The organism is Rossellomorea sp. QJM3NY_18, assembly GCF_056173145.1.
The window spans coordinates 2,265,128-2,283,638 of record NZ_CM149659.1 but is presented as its reverse complement, the minus strand read 5'-3'; the positions used below and the strand labels follow the sequence as shown (position 1 = coordinate 2,283,638).

Below are 18,511 nucleotides of genomic sequence, written 5' to 3'. Positions count from 1 at the left end.
CGAACGAATCCGAGAGGGATTTTATTTTGCCTTTTTTGTTTGACCGGCTCGTAATCGAACAACTTTCCTTCATAGACCAAGTGGAAGTGAGGGTGCTTTCTGAAGTCTTCAGGAGTGATCAGCGCAGGCAGCTTCTCCCACAGTTTGATACCGGAAATACTTCGCCGATCTTCTTTCACATCATTCGTTATTACTTTGATTTTATGTAAAAGTAGAGGGACGGACCTCTAGCAAGGTCCGTCCCTCTATGTACATTTATCTTTTATCTTTGGTACGTTTATTGATTTCTTCTGTCACGACATGAGCCAGGTCATCATTTCCGAATAGGGATAGGACGCCGAGTATAGTGGTATCTGGAATTTCTTCGGATTCTTCTTTGGAAACGGTCAAGTCGATTCCTTGCTGCAGGGCAGGATTATCTCCTTGTTGGGGATAGGCCCGTTGATAAAGTTCAGCGGGATCGAGATCGTGATTCACACACCATTGTGCGAATACAAGGATCATCATATGCTCATCCTTCTGGTAATTTTGAATGATTTTTTCCTGCATTTCTTTAGAGTTCAATTCAAATCTCTCCTTAAACGATAGATCTACCATTATTATAGCGAAGTTTGTGAAGGAAGCCTATTCAAATCCATTCCGGGTCAGATAGGGAATACATTTTAAAAAGGATGGTGGAACGTGTATAATAGGAGGATAAGCAGAAACTTGTTTGATATTGAAAGGAAGATAGAAAAATGAATATTACTAATCATCATGTGGAAGAACTTAAAGACCCAACAGGTATTTTAAGTGGGGATCGGTATGAAGTGTTACTTGATGTTGACGTACCCGAAGACGATGAACTGTATTCGGAACAGGGTATTTACATAAAAGCCATTTTTGTCCGGGACGAAAATGGAGCAAGGATCGTCCAATCCACAATCATTGAAAAAAATACCGAATCATTTCTCGACTTTGAATTAGAAGAAGAGGAAGAAAACCTCATCCTGACATACTGCCAGGAACATATCGGATAAATTGATGCAAAACATCATCCTTTTCAATGGTTAATGAATCGGGATGATGTTTTTTATTTGGTGCTTATTACTGTCACCACAATACGCTTCATCTAAAACATCAATGTTTCCTAATTTGTGTGGGTAAATATGATATTTGAACTGTATATAGCTCTTATAGCAAGTGATATACTAGTGATAACAAAGTGCTAGCAATTGATATCAGAGTGATATAATAGGAGGGCGAACCTTGTCAGATCAAGGAAGAATGCAACTTAATGTAAGAGTTGATAAAGAAACGTCAGAGAAATTGGATGAAATTGTAGAATACTATCAGCAGAACACGAAAATCGGAAGGGTCTATAAGGGTGACGTCTTAACTGACATCATCCACAAATCCTATGAGGTCATGGAGAAGCAAAAAAGAATTCAAAACCGGAAATATTAGTATTCCTCACCGGATAATAACACCTCCGGAGATAAATAAAATCTCAAAAGCATCATGTGAAAAACAGGTCCATGTATGTCATAATATAGGAGACATATTCAAAACATTGAAAGCAAAAGAGGTATTCAGCGTGCAAATGCCGAAAAAATTCATCAACAATCAAAGAGGTTCAGGTATTTCTCCATACATATGGAGCATTATCAGCATCCTGCCATTTTACTTTATCTTTCAATCATCTTCTACGATCGAAATTGCGGTAGGGATTTTCCTGACCATTACATTTTTTATTTCTTTACGTTTTGCTTTCATCTCAAAGGATTGGCCGGTTTATTTATGGACATCGATATTGATTGCGATTTCCATCACCATGACCATCCAGTTTAATTTTATCTATTTCGCCTTTTACATCGCTTACTATAACGGGAATATAAAAAACCGGGTTGCGTTTCTGACCCTTTACATCATTCATCTTGTACTGACGACGGCATCGATTAATTATAACTTCGTGCTGCAGGATGAATTATTTCTATCCCAGTTTCCTTTCATTCTGATCATCTGGATCAGCGTCATCCTGCTTCCGTTCAATATTTATAATCGGAATAAACAGGTTCATTTGGAAGATCAGTTGGAAGATGCCAATAAGCGAATATCGGACCTCGTCAAACAGGAAGAACGTCAGAGGATTGCCAGGGATCTCCACGACACACTGGGTCAAAAGCTTTCATTGATCGGACTGAAAAGCGACCTTGCGAGAAAATTGATATACAAGGACCCGGAGCAGGCCCGAAGTGAATTACAGGATGTTCAACAAACGGCAAGAACCGCATTAAGTGAGGTCAGGACGATGGTCTCCCAGATGAGGGGAATTCGTTTGAAAGACGAAATCGTCAGGGTCAAACAACTCTTAAAAGCCGCAGAAATCGAATTCCGTATGACTGATGACACCGCTATCCCTCAAACTTCACTCTTTTTGGAAAACATCTTGAGCATGTGCTTGAAAGAGGCTGTGACCAATGTGGTGAAACATAGCAAGGCTTCTACCTGTGAACTGAGTATTGAAGAATCGGAAAAAGAAATGACCATTGTTGTGAAAGATAATGGTGTGGGAATCGGAAGTGATTACACACAATCCAAAGGCAGTGGCCTGATCGGGATGAGAGAGCGATTGGAATTTGTCAACGGAAGCCTTGATATTGTTTGGGTGGATGGCACCACCTTGATCATGCGGGTACCGAAAGTAATCAAGCAGACAGACAGGGAGGGAATGGAATGATTCGAATTGTGATTGCGGAAGATCAACGGATGTTGTTGGGCGCATTGGGATCCCTATTGAGCCTGGAAGATGATATGGAAGTGGTTGGAAAAGCAGGCAATGGAGAAGAAGCCATTTCCCTCGTTCATGAACTGAAGCCGGATATTTGTATCATGGATATAGAAATGCCAGAAAAGACCGGACTAGAAGCGGCAGAGGAATTAAAGGGGCAAGATTGTAAGGTGATCATCCTTACAACCTTTGCCAGATCAGGCTATTTTCAGCGTGCATTAAAGGGTGGAGTGAAGGGATATTTGTTGAAGGACAGTCCCAGTGAAGAACTGGCGAACTCTATCCGGCTTGTGATGGATGGTAAGCGTATATACGCCCCTGAGCTGATGGATGACGTATACAGTGAAGAGAATCCCCTAACAGACCGGGAAAAAGAAGTGTTGGAGCTGGTTGCCGACGGGAAAAACACAAAAGAAATCGCCGATGAACTAAAGCTCAAAACGGGAACGGTCCGGAACTATATTTCCACGATCCTCGACAAGCTGGAAGTGAAAAACCGAATCGAAGCCATCACCCAATCGAAAGAAAAGGGATGGTTTAAATAAAACGAGGGACGGACCTTCTTGCAGCTCCGTCCTTTTTATAGTTTTTCATTAAGTTGAATATTTATTCGTCTCTAATAACAAGGAGAAAATAGATTGAAGATCTTTTTTCGGAAAATTTTTTTGTGAGATTTATAATGCTGCACCTTTTGCTGTCATTGAATCCGACAGCAAATCTGAAACCGTTAAAGAATCGTTATTTGTTTAAATTGTGTTGACAACTCATTGAATCATGATACGATAACATCGAAAACAAAATTTCATAAGACGATCCACTAGGGGTGCCTTCTAAAAGGCTGAGATTAAAGTGTGACTTTAAGACCCTTTGAACCTGATCTGGTTGAGACCAGCGTAGGGAAGTGGTGTTTGACGGTCGCAAAGAATACAATTCTATTATTCTGATCTCAAGCCACTTTCTGTATGCTGTATGCATCACGGGAAGTGGCTTTTTTTGTTGCCCATTTCGGGTCGTCTGGAAAAGGAGTAGGAAATCATGTCATTTTCAACCGTTTTACGAAACGAAGTCAAGGACATTTGGGATGCAAGCTTTCATCACCCTTTCGTTAAAGGAATCGGGGATGGAACACTCCCCATCGAGAAGTTCAAGTATTATCTTTTGCAAGATGCCTATTACCTTTCACATTTCTCGAAGGTGCAGGCGCTTGGTGCATCAAAGGCAATGGACCTACATACGACATCACGAATGGCAGCGCACGCTGTAGGAACCAATGAAGCAGAGCTTTCACTCCATGAAAATTTCTCCAAACGATTAGGCATCACAGAAGAGGAAAGAAAGAATTTCAAACCAGCCCCTACAGCGTACGCTTATACGTCACATATGTATCGTTCCGCGCGATATGGAGGTTTAGCTGATATCCTGGCAGCGATTCTCCCCTGCTACTGGCTCTATTACGAGATAGGGGAACGCTTGAAATCATGCAAGCCGGGAGAGCCCGTTTACCAGGAATGGATTAAGGCATACGGAGGAGACTGGTTCAAAGAGTTAGTGGAAGAACAAATAAATCGGCTTGATGTATTGGCAGCAACCATGACTGAATGTGATAGAGAAAGAATGAAAGAAAATTTCATATTGAGCAGCATTTACGAATTGCAGTTTTGGGAGATGGCTTACACCCTTGAAAAATGGCCGTTTCAGCATGCACTCGGTGCCGGTAAAGAAATGAGTGAACAAAATGTCTAAATTAAAACTGACAGACATTTTAGTGACGGTGGTCATTTCCATCATGTTTGGTGTCATTTATAAGCTTTGGGGGCCATTTTATAACTTGTTAAAACCAATCGGATTGCATGCGGATCAATTTATCTATGGAATGTGGTTTATGGCGGCTACCGTTGCTTTTTTGGTCATCCGTAAACCTGGCGTCGCTCTTTTAGCCGAAATCGCCGCTTCTTCGGGAGAGTTTCTTATGGGTTCTGAGTGGGGACTCGAGGTCCTTTTATTCGGAGTCATTCAAGGATTGATGGCAGAATTGGTTTTCTTAGTAGCGAAATATAAACGCTATGATCTTTCAATTATATGTTTTGCAGCGGTCGGGTCATCATGTGGCTCCATCTTCATGGATTACATGAAAGGGTATATGGGGGATTTGGTTTTCTGGAATCTGTCATTATTTGTCGTTGCGAGATTACTGGGGTCCATTGTCATCGCAGGTGCAGGTTCATTTTATTTGGTCAGGGCCCTCGAGAAAACCGGAGTCACAAGTCTAGTCAGACGTGCAAGTCAGGATGATTACGATGTATTGAACCATTAAAGGGGTGATGCTTATGCATGTCGAAAACCTTCGCCTTACTTTTCCCGGATCGGAAAAACGGATGTTTAATGATGTCAGTCTGTCTATCAATGAAGGGGAGAAAGTATTGCTATTGGGACCATCAGGATATGGTAAATCAACACTTCTCCATGTTTTATCAGGGGTGATCCCCCGATCTGTGGATGTTCCCATGAGAGCTGCTAAATTGGAGGTGTCTGATTCTTATGGCTATGTATTTCAGGATTCGGACTCGCAATTTTGTATGCCCTTCGTGGATGAAGAATTGGCCTTTGTGCTGGAGAATTTACGGACTCCCCGTGAAGAAATGAAAGGAGAAATACGACAGCTGCTATCGGAGGTGGGACTGGAACTTGATGATCCCCACACGAAAATCTCAACATTATCAGGAGGCATGAAGCAGAAATTGGCCATTGCTTCGGCACTTGCCTTGACACCCGATACTTTGTTCCTGGACGAACCGACTTCATTGTTGGATGAGCAAAGTACAAAGTCTGTCTGGAAAACAATCAAAGAGGTCTTTTTAAATAAAACCTTGGTGATCGTAGAGCATAAACTTGATCATGTTCTTGACATGATCGATCGAATCATTCTTTTCGATTCAAATGGAACCATTATGGCGGATGGAGCGAAAGAGTGGATATTGAACCATTACAAAGGTACGTTGAAGAACTTGGGTGTCTGGTACCCGGGCGCGTGGGAGGAATATCTGTCATCCCGTCAAATGAGGGAGATTCCTCCGTTCGGACCTGTGATTGCAAGAATGGAGGACTTCAAAGGCTATATTCAAAAAGAAGAGAAGATTCTTCTTCCACTTGCTTCGATTCGTAAAGGGGAATGGATTGCCATTACAGGAAGGAATGGTGCAGGGAAATCAACGTTACTGCACAGTCTAATGAAATTCATTTATACAAGCGGGACGTACGAATTAAACGGAATACAGATGAAAGGGAAAAAGATCCCCCAAGATTGTGCGTTTGTTTTTCAAAATCCAGAATTACAGTTTGTCACTCATAGCGTTTATGACGAATTGGCCTATAGTTACCGGCTAAAGAACTTGAATGAAGAGAGTGTGGAGAGAAAGGTTTATGAGCTACTCCAGCGATTCAACCTTCGTTCATTTAAGGAACATCATCCTTATTCTTTATCTGTGGGTCAAAAACGCAGGTTAAGTGTTGCAGCATCCATCGTTCCGAATAAGAAGATTCTGTTATTGGATGAACCGACTTTCGGACAGGACGCTCATAATACGTTTGAACTGATCGAATTGCTTCTGGAGTTACAGCGTGAAGGCGTAACCATATTGATGGTGACTCATGATGTTAGAATCATCCGACACTTCGCAACCAGGATATGGACAATTGAAAAAGGAAGACTGGTTCAAGATGTGGATGTAGAAGTAGTGAGGAGTGAAGCATTATGAATATGGAAATGGTTCATAAACACACCTGGCTCCATCAGATTAACCCGAGTATGAAATTGATTGTGATGATCACACTTTTTCTATTTTTATTATTCGTTCATTACCTGAATTGGCTAGTGTATTTGACGTTGTTCACTTTCCTCTTATTGGGGTCATTCTCTGGATATTCAATGAGGTTAGTACTATTGATGGCCCTGCCATTCTTTCTTGTCTTTCTCTCTACGGCATCCTCGATGATCATGTTTGGAAAAGGAGAGACGAAGTGGCTTACTTGGGGGATGATTCAAGTAACGGAGGAAAGTTTTTACAGGGGGATTCATATAGGGTTGAGGGCATTCCTATTCGCTCTTTTAGGTCTCTTATTTGCTCTGACGACAAGACCTGTCCTGCTGTTTTATTCACTTATGCAGCAATTGGGACTTAAGCCGAAGTATGCTTATAGTTTTATGGCCGGGATAAGGCTGATCCCCATCATGCTGGAAGAATTCAATATCATTCGGAATGCACGGAAAGTCAGGGGTACACGGGAACGAAAAGGTATTAAGAGACTAATCCATATCATCCAGTCCTATTCCATCCCCTTAATCGCACAAAGCATCAGAAGGGCTCACAGAATTGCAGTTGCCATGGAAACAAAAGGATTTGAGGGCGATGGGGAGAGAACCTATTTCTACAAAGTAGGATTTTCAAAATGGGATGGCTATTTTATTGGGACTATTATCCTCATGATTTCAGTAAGTTACGTACTTTCTATATATCTACCAATTTTTCCGACGGGAGATGTTCGCTATGGAAATTGAAAAGAGAAGAGTACTACATGTCATTTCCACTGGTCAGCAATCAAGGGAAGAATTGGTGAAAATCTCGAGAACCATCCACCCCTACATCGATATGCTTCATATTCGTGAAAAAAGCTGGACAGGTGCGGAGCTGGCTGAAGCCGTTGATGAATTAACAGCTGCGGGTGTTCCAGTAAGGAAGCTCTACATCAATGACCGGGTAGACATCGCTTATATAAAACACGTGAGAGGGGTCCAACTTGGGCATCATAGTGCTCCTGTTGGCTTAGTGAAGGAAAGCTTTCCATCTTTGCAAATCGGATCATCGGTGCACAGCATGCAGCAAGCACTTCTGGCATATGAACAAGGGGCAGATTTCCTTCTTTTTGGGAATGTTTATGAAACAATGTCGAAACCCGGAAAACAAGGCACAGGGATTGTCAATTTGGAAGACGTTGTTCAGAACATCTCCCTTCCCATTATTGCCATCGGGGGCATTACACCTGGACGAGTGGATGACATTATAAGAACAGGTGTAAAGGGTATAGCGATATTATCAGGTATATTCCTTTCTGAAGACCCTCTTGAAGCAGCAAGGGCTTATTATGAGGCAATCCATAAGGAGGTGAAACAACTTGGTGAAACAATATGATGTGATGATCGTAGGCGGAGGAGTAATCGGCTGCTCCATTCTGTATCAGCTTTCGAAAAGAGGGAAGAAAGTATTGTTGATTGAGAAGAATCAATTGGCATCCAGAGCCTCGGGAGCAGCAGCGGGAATGCTTGGGGTTCAAACGGAATTAAAGGGAGGAAGCCCTCTCTATCGACTCGCGCAGAAAAGCCGCAATATGTACCCGGTTCTTGCACAGGAATTAAAAGAAGTAACCGGTATGGATATAGAGTATGTGGAAAATGGAATGATCAAGTTGGCAAGGACAGAGGAAGAGGCACAGACTTTAGTAAGGGTTGCTTCCCAATCGGATGAGAGTGAAGAAGTAGAGTGGTTATCCCCTCTAAAGCTATCAGCCTTCGAACCTCATCTTTCGAAACAGGCGAGAGGTGGTTTATTCATTCCACGGGATGGGAACGTATCGGCACCCAAGCTGACAGAAGCGTTGGGGCTCGCGTCAGTGAGATTAGGGGCTGATGTCAAGGAGTATACGGATGTATATGACTTTAATGTGGAAGGAAGCAGGATATCGGGAGTTCAAACGTCTGTCGGTCCCATTTATGCATCTGAAATAATCGTTGCAGGCGGTGCGTGGAGTCAATCTCTATTGGAGAGAATCGGTGTGACAATTCACTCTTATCCTGTCAAAGGGGAATGCTTTTCGGTGAAATATTCCCGGAAACTGGTGGAGAGGACCATTTTCACTGAAGGATGCTACATTGTTCCAAAGGTGGGTGGTCGATTTCTAATAGGAGCTACAGAACATGCTTATACCTTCGATGAAACCATTTCCGTAAGTGGAATGATGAATTTGATGAATAAAGCTACAGACATTCTTCCTGACCTGATACATGCTGATTGGGATAAAGCCTGGTCGGGGATACGGCCTCAAACACAAGGAGGACTTCCTATTATCGGAAGGAGCGAAAGGTGGGAAGGTCTCTCCATTGCAACGGGCCACTACCGGAATGGCATTCTCCTTGCTCCCATAACAGGACTCATGATGGCAGAGCTGATGGAAGGCAAAAAGAATCCATTACTACATTCACACATGGGGAGTTTTAGAAAATGGAATTAAGGATAAATGGACAGCTCGTGACAGTGCCGGAAACAATCGCTACAATAGAAGATCTTTTAGATCATTTCAAACTGAAGAAGCGAACGATTATGGTTGAACAGAATCACACTATATTAAGAAAAGAAGAACATGAGAAGGCACCAGTTGAAAATGGAGATTCCATTGAACTGGTCCAATTTGTAGGAGGCGGTTGACATGTTAAAAATCGGAAACTATTCATTTCATTCCAGATTACTGTTAGGAACGGGTAAATATCCTGATTTTGATATTCAGAAGAAAGCGGTCGAGGTTTCTGGTGCAGAAATTCTTACGTTTACGGTAAGGAGAATGAATATATTCGAGCCCTCTCAACCCAACTTTTTAGAAAAACTGGACTTGGAAAGCTACTCGTTATTACCGAACACTGCAGGTGCAAAAACGGCGGGCGAAGCGGTGCGGCATGCTCGGTTAGCCAGAGCCTCAGGACTTTGTGACATGATTAAGGTGGAAGTCATCGGTTGTGATAAAACATTATTGCCCGATCCCGTTGAAACACTTAAGGCAACAGAAGAATTGATCAAAGAAGGATTTACGGTCCTGCCTTATACCTCCGATGATGTGGTTCTTGCAAGGAAATTGGAAGAATTGGGGGCGCATGCCATAATGCCCGGTGCATCACCGATTGGATCGGGCCAGGGAATTGTAAACCCCGTAAACCTCCGTTTCATTATTGAGCAGGCAAACGTACCGGTCATCGTTGATGCTGGCATTGGATCCCCAGCTGATGCAGCATATGCTATGGAACTTGGTGCAGATGCTGTGTTGTTAAACACGGCTGTATCACAAGCGAAAGATCCGGTCAAGATGGCCAATGCCATGAGGTTTGCGATCGAAGGTGGCCGTTTTGGATATGAAGCTGGAAGAATCCCCCAAAAGCGCTATGCTTCAGCCAGCAGCCCGATGGAGGGGATGAGTGTTTGAATGAGGAGAGATATTCAAGACAAATTCTATTTTCACCTATTGGAAGGGAAGGCCAGGAAAGAATAAGGAATAAACATATCCTTATCATTGGAGCTGGAGCGCTCGGAACAGGCAACGCGGAAGTCCTCGTTCGTGCAGGCATTGGAAAGCTGACGATTGCGGACCGTGATTACGTCGAATGGAGCAATCTGCAACGACAGCAGCTCTACAATGAGGAAGATGCAAAAAGCCGGCTCCCTAAGGCGATAGCTGCCAAAAAGAGACTGGAGGAAATTAATTCAACGGTTGAGATCGAAGCACATATTTTGAATGTCATGCCTGAAGAATTATTGAACATGAGCATGGGTGTGGACCTAATCATTGATGCTACAGATAACTTTGAAACGAGGATGATCATGAATGACGTATCCCAAAAATGTTCCGTACCCTGGATCTATGGAGCATGTGTGGGGAGCTATGGAATTTCATTCACTATTCTTCCCGGTGTCACCCCGTGCCTTCACTGTTTAATCGATGAAGTTCCGATAGGAGGGCTGACCTGTGACACAGCAGGAATCATCAGTCCAGCCGTCTCACAGGTGGTGGCAAATCAAACGACAGAAGCACTAAAGATTTTGGTGGAAGACTATGAATCTCTCACCCATAGGGTCGTATCTTTTGATTTATGGAAAAATGAACATACTTCACTTGATGTGAGGAAGTTGAAAAGAGAAGACTGTCCTTCATGTGGTGTTCACAGAACGTACCCAAGTCTTCAATATAAGAATCAAACCAAAACCGCCGTCCTGTGTGGACGGGATACAGTGCAAATTCGGCCTGTTTCAGGGCACTCTGTTAACCTGATGGAAATTTCAAGAACACTTGAGAACCAAGGCAAGCGAGTGGAAAGGAATCCTTATTTAATCAGATTCAAGGTCGATTCCTTCAAGGTCGTCTTATTTTATGATGGCCGGGCGCTTGTTCATGGAACAAAAGAAATTAAGGAAGCAAAATCAATTTATCATCGTTATTTTGGTTGAAAGAGGAGTGAAGATAGATGGTGAATAAAGTGTTGACGATTGCAGGATCGGATAGCGGTGGAGGCGCGGGCATTCAAGCGGATCTAAAAACCTTTCAAGAGTGTCATGTCTATGGTATGTCTGCCATTACAGCCGTGACAGCTCAAAATACAAAAGGTGTGCAGGGTATATTTCCATTGACGGCATCAATAGTGTTGGAACAATTAACCTCAGTAGCGGAAGATTTACCTCCCCAAGCCGTAAAAACCGGAATGTTGGTGAATGATGAGATCATTGCATCTGTTGCGGATTTCGCCAGCTCCTCCGGTTGGGAGAAGCTTATAGTCGATCCTGTGATGATTGCGAAAGGGGGAGCTTCTTTGTTGGAAGACAAATCCATAGACACATTGATCAATCGTCTGATTCCGGTTGCTTACGTCATCACACCCAATTTACCTGAAGCAGAAATATTAACGGGAAGAGAGATACTGAATGTTGATGAATGCAGGAGAGCTGCGGAGGACCTATACAAGATGGGGGCCAAGCATGTAGTCATTAAAGGGGGGCACCAGCCTGATACTTTATATGCTACTGACGCTCTTTATGACGGCAAAGAATTTTATGAGTTTACGAGTCCAAGAGTCTCTACGCCCCATACGCATGGAACAGGCTGTACGTTCTCTGCAGTCCTCACTGCAGAACTGGCAAAAGGGCACACCGTTTATGATTCAGTCCGGACGGCCAAGGAGTTTATTACAGCTGCCATCAGGCATTCACTCGGGATCGGGAGTGGACATGGCCCAACAAATCATTGGGCGTATCATGAAGGAGTGAAAGTATGAATCTTAGAGACTCTTTAAAGCTATATTTGGTGATGGGCAGCCAGGATTGTAAAACGTCTCCTACCCGTGTATTGGAAGAGGCACTCTCAGGCGGAGTCACCATGTTTCAATTTCGCGAAAAGGGGATTCGTTGTCTGAAAGGGAAGCCCATGATAGAACTCGCTCTTGAACTCCAACAATTGTGTCAAAGGCACAGTGTTCCTTTTATCATCAATGACGATGTGGAGCTCGCTTTGTCATTGAACGCAGATGGTGTACATATAGGGCAGGAAGACGAATCCATCGGAGTTGTTCGTAAAAAAATCGGGGATAAAATACTTGGGGTCTCTGCCCATAATGTAAGGGAAGCCAAGCTCGCACTAGAATCAGGTGCGGATTATCTTGGAGTCGGTCCAATGTTTCATACGACAACAAAGGATGATTGTAGAATCGTCCAAGGGCCAAAAGTGATTGAATCAATGAGAGCGGAGGGGATTCGTCTCCCCTTGGTCGGTATTGGAGGAATCCACTACGGGAATCTCCAAGAGATAATGGAAGCAGGTGCAGATGGTGTAGCGATCATCTCAGCAATTTCCAAACAGCCAGAGCAAACCCACAAAATCTTTCAAAACGTCCAAAATAGTCTTTTACAATCAATGTAGATGAACTTTTATCGGACAAAGCAACATATCTTCCCCTCCCCTATCATACTATACAGTAGACCCCGGTCTAACTTGTTTCATCATCAACGATAAGAGGGAGGGTTTTGAATGAATGTCTGGTTTGTTTTATTGAACATTTTGGTGTTTCTTGTTCTCATTGGTGTACTACTTCATATGCAAAGAAAAAATGTTTCATTTTCAAAACGGGTGTTTGCCGCGCTCGGACTGGGAATTGTTTTCGGTCTCGGTTTACAGTGGGTGTATGAGGCGGGGGATGAAAATGTCACCCAATCGATTGAATGGTTCAATATTGTCGGAACAGGCTATATAAAGCTTCTGCAAATGATTGTCATGCCACTCGTGTTTGTGTCAATCCTTTCAGCTTTTACAAAATTGAAACGATCTTCTAACCTTGGAAAGATTTCTGTATTGATCATCGGTTTGCTCGTTGGAACGACTGCGGTTGCGGCTGCAGTCGGAATTGCAACAACCGCAGCATTTGATTTGGAAGCCATCCAAATCGATCAAGGAAATGCCGAAGCGGCCAGGGGTGTCCAGTTAGAGGAAAGGGCAGCGGCATTGGAAGGTCAAAGCTACCCTCAAAAGATCCTGGAGCTCTTACCCCAAAATCCTTTCCTTGATTTGACCGGTGAAAGAGCCACGTCGACAATTGCTGTCGTGATCTTTGCAGCCTTCATCGGAATCGCCTATTTAGGGGTACAGCGAAAGGAACCAGGTACGGCTGAATTCTTCAAAAAAATCGTGGATTCAATCTATGCGGTCGTGATGAGAATCGTGACCCTGGTGTTAAGGCTGACGCCATTCGGTGTGTTAGCCATCATGGCGAAAACAGTGGCACTCAGTGATTTCGATGCCATCATGAAACTTGGTGAATTTGTAGGAGCCTCCTATATTGCATTGATTATCATGTTCTTGATCCATTTGATCTTGTTGACTCTTACGGGACTCAATCCGATTACGTACGTGAAGAAAGCGCTGCCTGTATTGGTGTTTGCCTTTACGTCAAGGTCCAGTGCAGGAACTTTACCGCTTAACATTCAAACTCAGAAAAATAAACTGGGTGTATCAGAAGGGATTGCCAACTTCTCTGGATCTTTCGGATTATCCATCGGGCAAAATGGATGTGCAGGTGTGTACCCGGCAATGCTTGCCGTCATGATTGCTCCGACGGTTGGCATTGACCCATTAACCCCTTCATTTATCTTTACCCTTATTGCTGTTGTTGCCATCAGTTCCTTCGGTGTCGCCGGAGTTGGTGGCGGTGCTACATTTGCCGCTATCCTCGTCCTATCTGCCATGGATCTGCCTATTGCGCTAGCGGGTCTATTGATTTCGATCGAACCTTTAATCGACATGGGGCGGACAGCCGTTAATGTGAGTGGAGCGATGACATCGGGTATCATTACGAGTAAGGTAACGGGAGAACTGGACACGGAGACCTATAATAAAGAAATGATTGAAGCTGAAGCTTAAATGTCAGGCCGGCTCATACTCCAATGAGCCGGTTTTTCAAATGGATAACTTTATCTTTTCAAGAGTTTATGATTGAAAATTCAGACTATATTAATTACTATAGAAGTAACATACCGACCGGTTAGTATCTTTGGTGTGTGAATGACTGTATGACATAAGGAGGCAGGAATATGCATGTAAAGGACTTGTTTGATTTATCTGGTAAGGTGGCACTGGTGACTGGTGGAGGCAGGGGACTTGGGGAACAGATTGCTACCGGTTTTGCTGAAGCAGGAGCAAATATTGTCGTCTGCTCAAGAAATTTAGAAGCATGTGATGAAGTCAAAAAGGATTTAGAGGATTTGGGTGTTCAAGCTCTTTCCTTTCAATGTGATGTCACCAATCCGGAAGACGTCGTTAGGGTTGTGGATGAAACCAAAAAAGCGTTTGGCCGCATTGATATTCTGGTGAATAACAGCGGAGCTTCGTGGGGGGCACCTGCAGAAGAAATGCCACTTGAGGCATGGCATAAAGTCATCAACGTAAATGTGAATGGGACCTTCATTATGTCACAGGCTGTAGGAAAGCTAATGTTAGAACAACAGGCAGGGAAAATCATCAACATCGCGTCTGTAGCGGGTCTTCAAGGAACGGACCCAAGGTATATGGATGCCATCGGCTATAGTACAAGTAAAGCAGCAGTCATCAATTTCACCAAGGATCTTGCCGTGAAATGGGGCTCTCGCGGAGTCCATGTTAACGCGATCGCACCAGGCTTCTTTCCGACAAAAATGTCAAAGGGGATCCTCTCCCATGCCGGGGAAGCCATTTTAGAAGGTACGCCGTTAAATCGATTCGGAAGCGAAGACGATTTAAAAGGAGCGGCTCTTTTCCTTGCTTCCCGTGCCTCTGATTTTGTAACAGGTTCGGTCCTTGTGGTGGATGGCGGCTCATCAGCGATGTAACCAGATTATTTTTAATAAGGAAGGATGGATGTCATGGAGTTCTCCTATTCTCCAAAAGTACAAGAATATCAAAATAAACTCTCCCGCTTCATGGAAGAGTTCGTATACCCGAATGAATCCCTTTATGAACAGCAATTAAACAGGCAAGACACCCGATGGAGTTCAGTCCCGCCCATCATGGAAGAATTAAAAACAGAAGCAAGGAAACAAGGGTTATGGAACTTATTTCTACCAGAAAGTGAATATGGGGCGGGATTAAGTAATGTGGAATATGCACCGCTTTGCGAAATCATGGGCAGGTCTTTGATCGGACCGGAAGTATTCAACTGCAACGCACCGGATACCGGGAATATGGAAGTGTTGGAGCGTTATGGAACCCCTGCCCAAAAGGAGCGATACCTGATCCCCCTCCTGAATGGTGAGATCCGCTCCTGTTTCTCGATGACAGAGCCGGAAGTCGCCTCATCCGATGCTACAAATATCAAGGCAAGTATCGTTCGGGACGGGAATGAATACGTTGTCAATGCCAGGAAATGGTGGTCTTCCGGCGCTGGTGATCCAAGGTGCAGCTTCTCCATCTTAATGGGGAAAACAGACCCTGATGCAAGTCGCCATGAACAGCAATCCATGATCATCGTACCATTGGATGCGGTGGGTGTGAAAATCGAGCGGATGCTTCCTGTCTTTGGATACGATCACGCTCCCCATGGTCATGGAGAAATCACTTTTACCGATGTCCGGGTGCCCCTTGAAAATATGATCTGGGCGGAAGGGAAAGGGTTTGCCATTGCACAAGGGCGATTAGGTCCAGGCAGGATCCATCATTGCATGCGTTTGATCGGTGCAGCGGAAAGAGCGCTTGAAGAATTATGTAAGCGCGTTCAAAACAGGGAAGCATTTGGTAGGACACTTTCAAGTCAGGGGGTCGTCATGGAATGGATCGCAGATTCACGAATTGAAATCGAACAGGCACGCCTTCTGACCATGAAAGCCGCTTACATGATGGATACAGTAGGGAATAAATTGGCCAAACAGGAAATCGCGATGATCAAGGTAGTGGCGCCTTCCATGGCATTACGAGTCATAGACAGGGCGATTCAGGCATTTGGGGCTGCCGGGGTATCAGGGGATCATTCAATGGCTGCACAATGGGCGAATGCCCGGACATTACGTCTTGCCGACGGGCCTGATGAAGTACATCGTGCGCAACTCGCGAAATTAGAACTGAAAAAATATCAAAAAACCTCTCCGGTAGAGAGATAGGAATAGATCATGCAGCGGCATCTGAATAATTAAAACGGAAGGAATGATTTTGTGACAACTAAATCCTGGCACGTTCATTATCCTGAATCGTTCGACACTGATATACCAGCAATTGATTTCTCAATACCCCATATGCTTCAACAAACTGCTTCCAAGTACCCTGGGCATCCTTGTATAAGTTTCTATCAAAAGCGCATGACGTATCGTGACCTTCAAGGTGCCGTCACATTGTTTTCCTCGTCCCTCCAGCAAATAGGAACGAAGAAAGGTGACCGGGTGGCCATCATGCTCCCTAACTGTCCACAATATGTCATTTCTTATTATGGGATCCTTACGACTGGCGGGATTGTTACGCAGGTGAATCCAATGTCTGTTGAAAGGGAACTCATTCATTTACTAAATGACTCCGGGGCGGAGACGATCATTGTATTGGACCGCTTTTATCCCATGATTCAATCCATTCAAAAGGAAACAAAAGTGAAAACAATCATTGTCGTCAGCTTCCAAGGGGAGGACCATGCGACTGATTACACGTTTGATGAATTTTTGAAGCTTGGGGACGGTGGGGTTACTTCCATTAAAATAGAGCCGGAAGATGTTGCGGTCCTTCAATACACAGGTGGAACAACCGGCGTGTCTAAGGGTGTGATGCTCACACATAGCAATATTCTTTCAAATGTCATGCAAAGTCAGCGCTTTTTTAAAGAAAGCATTCAAACAGGGGAAGAAAGAAGTCTGAGTGTGATTCCTTTCTTTCATGTATTCGGAATGAATTCATGCATGAATCTTTCCATCTATTCTGCAAATGAAATGATCCTGCTGCCACGGTTTGAGCTCTCAGAAGTATTATCAACCATTAAGAGGGAGAAACCCACATTATTCCCTGGAGTGCCGACCATGTATGTGGCGATTACGAATCATCCCTCTGCTGAAGAGTATGGGATTCATTCGATCAAGCTTTGTAACAGCGGTAGCGCCCCCATGCCTGTTGAGCTATTAAACCAGTTCGAGAAGAAAACAGGGGCAAAGATATTGGAAGGGTATGGTTTGTCCGAAGCCTCGCCGACGACCCATTGCAACCCTGCCTTCGCAGAAAGAAAGCCTGGAACTGTAGGAATCGGCCTCCCGTCCACGGATTATAAGGTAGTGGATTTAGCGACGGGCATGAAGGAAGTGCCTCCTGGAGACATTGGAGAGCTGATCATCAAAGGTCCCCAAGTCATGAAGGGGTACTGGAATTTACCTGAAGAAACCGCTAATGCCCTTCGTGATGGATGGCTATACACAGGAGACATTGCCAGGATGGATGATGAAGGGTATGTATCAATCGTGGATCGAAAGAAGGATATGATCATTGCTTCAGGATATAACGTGTATCCCCGGGAAGTGGAAGAAGTCATCTATGAACATCCCGGCGTGCAGGAAGCGGTCGTGATCGGGGTCCCTGACTCATATCGGGGAGAAACCGTGAAAGCTGTGGTCGTGTTAAAGGCTGGGGAAAAGGTGTCAGAACAAGAATTGATCAGGTTCTGTCAGGAGAATATGTCTTCATTCAAAGTCCCAAGAATCTTCGAATTCCGGGATGAACTTCCAAAGACGAGTGTAGGGAAGATATTAAGAAGGGCCCTCCGGGAAAATGTGATATAATTCAGGTGATATTTGCAGATTGAGGGGACTTCATATGAAAGAAAAAATGACAGAGCAAGCAGTACGGTTATTTGATCAAAAAGGCTTTACCGTCACATCCATTCAGGATATCGTCGAATCGATCGGGGTGACAAAAGGAACATTCTACTACTATTTTTCCAGTAAAGAAGAGTTATTAAAGGAAATTCATATGAGATATATAGATGGCTTATTGTCCAAGCAGGAAAGAATACTCGAAGATGACAGTAAATCTTTCCGTGAGAAACTTTTTGACATCATTCATCTTTCCATCGTGGACATCAAAGAACAGGGAGCCAGTGCCAAAGTGTTTTTCCGGGAGATGAGACACTTAAGCCATGAAAGCGTGGACCAAATCGAACCTAAACGGGATATGTATCGCTATAATATTGAAAAACTCTTGAAAGAAGGAAGAAATTCTGGTGATTTCCGAAACGACTTTGACGTTTCCGTTGTAGCCTTCGGTATACTCGGCATGATGAACTGGAGCTATCAATGGTATAAGCCTGGCGGGGCGAAGACGGATAAAGAAATAGCAGGTACGTTTGTCGATATGGTCTTGAATGGGATTCAAACTGAATAGTGAGGAAGCGGCTTCAGCATTTCCTCTCTCCCTAACATACCGACTGGTTAGTATTTATAACGAAAGAAG

Annotated in this window: 22 protein-coding genes and 1 riboswitch; of the genes, 21 read left to right on the top strand and 1 reads right to left on the bottom strand. The window is 43.9% G+C overall.

Features of this window, described 5'->3' with window-relative positions:
- The first annotated feature begins 26 nt into the window (after nt 1–26).
- Nucleotides 27–209, top strand: coding sequence for a hypothetical protein (locus AC0VXY_RS11680; protein ID WP_475527914.1), 183 nt, complete (start codon nt 27–29; stop codon nt 207–209).
- Nucleotides 210–255: 46 nt separating this feature from the next.
- Here AC0VXY_RS11680 and AC0VXY_RS11675 read toward each other — a convergent pair whose 3' ends face one another.
- Nucleotides 256–564, bottom strand: a complete 309-nt coding sequence (locus AC0VXY_RS11675; RefSeq protein ID WP_435990619.1) for a hypothetical protein — start codon at nt 562–564, stop codon at nt 256–258.
- A gap of 173 nt (nt 565–737) precedes the next feature.
- Between AC0VXY_RS11675 and AC0VXY_RS11670 the strand changes: the two genes are divergently transcribed.
- The 20 genes from AC0VXY_RS11670 (at nt 738) to AC0VXY_RS11575 (ending at nt 18,442) form a co-directional block, all read left to right on the top strand.
- Nucleotides 738–1,019 carry a DUF6509 family protein gene (locus AC0VXY_RS11670; RefSeq protein WP_435990620.1) on the top strand — a complete coding sequence of 94 codons (282 nt, stop codon included), beginning with the start codon at nt 738–740 and terminating at the stop codon, nt 1,017–1,019.
- 229 nt (nt 1,020–1,248) lie between these two features.
- Nucleotides 1,249–1,446: a hypothetical protein gene (locus AC0VXY_RS11665; RefSeq protein ID WP_435990621.1), complete on the top strand. Its 198-nt coding sequence runs from the start codon at nt 1,249–1,251 to the stop codon at nt 1,444–1,446.
- A gap of 136 nt (nt 1,447–1,582) precedes the next feature.
- Nucleotides 1,583–2,719 carry a sensor histidine kinase gene (locus tag AC0VXY_RS11660; protein WP_435994501.1) on the top strand — a complete coding sequence of 379 codons (1,137 nt, stop codon included), beginning with the start codon at nt 1,583–1,585 and terminating at the stop codon, nt 2,717–2,719.
- Nucleotides 2,716–3,315: a response regulator gene (locus AC0VXY_RS11655; protein ID WP_475525341.1), complete on the top strand. Its 600-nt coding sequence runs from the start codon at nt 2,716–2,718 to the stop codon at nt 3,313–3,315. Before AC0VXY_RS11660 ends, AC0VXY_RS11655 begins: the two co-directional genes overlap by 4 nt.
- Nucleotides 3,316–3,579: 264 nt before the next feature.
- Nucleotides 3,580–3,687, top strand: a riboswitch (TPP riboswitch).
- Between the two features lie 118 nt (nt 3,688–3,805).
- On the top strand, nt 3,806–4,513 hold the full coding sequence (gene tenA / locus AC0VXY_RS11650) for a thiaminase II (RefSeq protein WP_475525340.1): 708 nt from the start codon (nt 3,806–3,808) through the stop codon (nt 4,511–4,513).
- Nucleotides 4,506–5,084, top strand: coding sequence for an ECF transporter S component (locus tag AC0VXY_RS11645; protein ID WP_435990624.1), 579 nt, complete (start codon nt 4,506–4,508; stop codon nt 5,082–5,084). Before tenA ends, AC0VXY_RS11645 begins: the two co-directional genes overlap by 8 nt.
- Nucleotides 5,085–5,097: 13 nt before the next feature.
- Nucleotides 5,098–6,525 (top strand): ABC transporter ATP-binding protein, encoded by a 1,428-nt coding sequence (locus AC0VXY_RS11640; RefSeq protein ID WP_475525339.1) that lies wholly within the window; start codon nt 5,098–5,100, stop codon nt 6,523–6,525.
- Nucleotides 6,522–7,325 (top strand): energy-coupling factor transporter transmembrane component T family protein, encoded by an 804-nt coding sequence (locus AC0VXY_RS11635; protein WP_475525338.1) that lies wholly within the window; start codon nt 6,522–6,524, stop codon nt 7,323–7,325. Before AC0VXY_RS11640 ends, AC0VXY_RS11635 begins: the two co-directional genes overlap by 4 nt.
- Entirely contained in the window at nt 7,315–7,956 is a 642-nt protein-coding gene (gene tenI / locus AC0VXY_RS11630; RefSeq protein WP_475525337.1) for a thiazole tautomerase TenI, read from the top strand. The genes AC0VXY_RS11635 and tenI overlap by 11 nt, the downstream gene beginning before the upstream one ends.
- Entirely contained in the window at nt 7,943–9,052 is a 1,110-nt protein-coding gene (gene thiO, locus AC0VXY_RS11625) for a glycine oxidase ThiO (RefSeq protein WP_475527859.1), read from the top strand. The genes tenI and thiO overlap by 14 nt, the downstream gene beginning before the upstream one ends.
- Entirely contained in the window at nt 9,043–9,246 is a 204-nt protein-coding gene (thiS, locus tag AC0VXY_RS11620; RefSeq protein ID WP_435990629.1) for a sulfur carrier protein ThiS, read from the top strand. The genes thiO and thiS overlap by 10 nt, the downstream gene beginning before the upstream one ends.
- Nucleotide 9,247: 1 nt before the next feature.
- Nucleotides 9,248–10,012, top strand: coding sequence for a thiazole synthase (locus AC0VXY_RS11615; protein ID WP_435990630.1), 765 nt, complete (start codon nt 9,248–9,250; stop codon nt 10,010–10,012).
- Nucleotides 10,009–11,031, top strand: coding sequence for a thiazole biosynthesis adenylyltransferase ThiF (locus tag AC0VXY_RS11610; RefSeq protein ID WP_475525336.1), 1,023 nt, complete (start codon nt 10,009–10,011; stop codon nt 11,029–11,031). The genes AC0VXY_RS11615 and AC0VXY_RS11610 overlap by 4 nt, the downstream gene beginning before the upstream one ends.
- A gap of 17 nt (nt 11,032–11,048) precedes the next feature.
- On the top strand, nt 11,049–11,852 hold the full coding sequence (thiD, locus tag AC0VXY_RS11605; protein ID WP_475525335.1) for a bifunctional hydroxymethylpyrimidine kinase/phosphomethylpyrimidine kinase: 804 nt from the start codon (nt 11,049–11,051) through the stop codon (nt 11,850–11,852).
- Complete coding sequence (gene thiE, locus AC0VXY_RS11600) at nt 11,849–12,493, top strand: thiamine phosphate synthase (RefSeq protein WP_475525334.1); 645 nt, start codon at nt 11,849–11,851, stop codon at nt 12,491–12,493. Before thiD ends, thiE begins: the two co-directional genes overlap by 4 nt.
- 108 nt (nt 12,494–12,601) lie before the next feature.
- On the top strand, nt 12,602–13,987 hold the full coding sequence (locus tag AC0VXY_RS11595) for an L-cystine transporter (RefSeq protein WP_475525333.1): 1,386 nt from the start codon (nt 12,602–12,604) through the stop codon (nt 13,985–13,987).
- Nucleotides 13,988–14,157: 170 nt separating this feature from the next.
- Nucleotides 14,158–14,931, top strand: coding sequence for an SDR family oxidoreductase (locus AC0VXY_RS11590; protein WP_475525332.1), 774 nt, complete (start codon nt 14,158–14,160; stop codon nt 14,929–14,931).
- Between the two features lie 33 nt (nt 14,932–14,964).
- A complete protein-coding gene (locus tag AC0VXY_RS11585) occupies nt 14,965–16,194 on the top strand; it encodes an acyl-CoA dehydrogenase family protein (RefSeq protein WP_435990636.1) in 1,230 nt (409 codons plus the stop codon).
- Nucleotides 16,195–16,245: 51 nt separating this feature from the next.
- Complete coding sequence (locus AC0VXY_RS11580) at nt 16,246–17,841, top strand: long-chain-fatty-acid--CoA ligase (RefSeq protein ID WP_435990637.1); 1,596 nt, start codon at nt 16,246–16,248, stop codon at nt 17,839–17,841.
- 34 nt (nt 17,842–17,875) lie between these two features.
- A complete protein-coding gene (locus AC0VXY_RS11575; RefSeq protein ID WP_098440301.1) occupies nt 17,876–18,442 on the top strand; it encodes a TetR/AcrR family transcriptional regulator in 567 nt (188 codons plus the stop codon).
- Nucleotides 18,443–18,511 lie beyond the last annotated feature (69 nt).

What these genes read in the sequence shown, in the direction of transcription:
- AC0VXY_RS11670 (WP_435990620.1), top strand. Translation starts at nt 738, where the DNA reads ATGAATATTACTAATCATCATGTGGAAGAACTTAAAGACCCAACAGGT.
- AC0VXY_RS11660 (WP_435994501.1), top strand. Translation starts at nt 1,583, where the DNA reads ATGCCGAAAAAATTCATCAACAATCAAAGAGGTTCAGGTATTTCTCCA.
- AC0VXY_RS11655 (WP_475525341.1), top strand. Translation starts at nt 2,716, where the DNA reads ATGATTCGAATTGTGATTGCGGAAGATCAACGGATGTTGTTGGGCGCA.
- tenA (WP_475525340.1), top strand. Translation starts at nt 3,806, where the DNA reads ATGTCATTTTCAACCGTTTTACGAAACGAAGTCAAGGACATTTGGGAT.
- AC0VXY_RS11645 (WP_435990624.1), top strand. Translation starts at nt 4,506, where the DNA reads ATGTCTAAATTAAAACTGACAGACATTTTAGTGACGGTGGTCATTTCC.
- AC0VXY_RS11640 (WP_475525339.1), top strand. Translation starts at nt 5,098, where the DNA reads ATGCATGTCGAAAACCTTCGCCTTACTTTTCCCGGATCGGAAAAACGG.
- AC0VXY_RS11635 (WP_475525338.1), top strand. Translation starts at nt 6,522, where the DNA reads ATGAATATGGAAATGGTTCATAAACACACCTGGCTCCATCAGATTAAC.
- tenI (WP_475525337.1), top strand. Translation starts at nt 7,315, where the DNA reads ATGGAAATTGAAAAGAGAAGAGTACTACATGTCATTTCCACTGGTCAG.
- thiS (WP_435990629.1), top strand. Translation starts at nt 9,043, where the DNA reads ATGGAATTAAGGATAAATGGACAGCTCGTGACAGTGCCGGAAACAATC.
- AC0VXY_RS11615 (WP_435990630.1), top strand. Translation starts at nt 9,248, where the DNA reads ATGTTAAAAATCGGAAACTATTCATTTCATTCCAGATTACTGTTAGGA.
- thiD (WP_475525335.1), top strand. Translation starts at nt 11,049, where the DNA reads ATGGTGAATAAAGTGTTGACGATTGCAGGATCGGATAGCGGTGGAGGC.
- thiE (WP_475525334.1), top strand. Translation starts at nt 11,849, where the DNA reads ATGAATCTTAGAGACTCTTTAAAGCTATATTTGGTGATGGGCAGCCAG.
- AC0VXY_RS11595 (WP_475525333.1), top strand. Translation starts at nt 12,602, where the DNA reads ATGAATGTCTGGTTTGTTTTATTGAACATTTTGGTGTTTCTTGTTCTC.
- AC0VXY_RS11590 (WP_475525332.1), top strand. Translation starts at nt 14,158, where the DNA reads ATGCATGTAAAGGACTTGTTTGATTTATCTGGTAAGGTGGCACTGGTG.
- AC0VXY_RS11585 (WP_435990636.1), top strand. Translation starts at nt 14,965, where the DNA reads ATGGAGTTCTCCTATTCTCCAAAAGTACAAGAATATCAAAATAAACTC.
- AC0VXY_RS11575 (WP_098440301.1), top strand. Translation starts at nt 17,876, where the DNA reads ATGAAAGAAAAAATGACAGAGCAAGCAGTACGGTTATTTGATCAAAAA.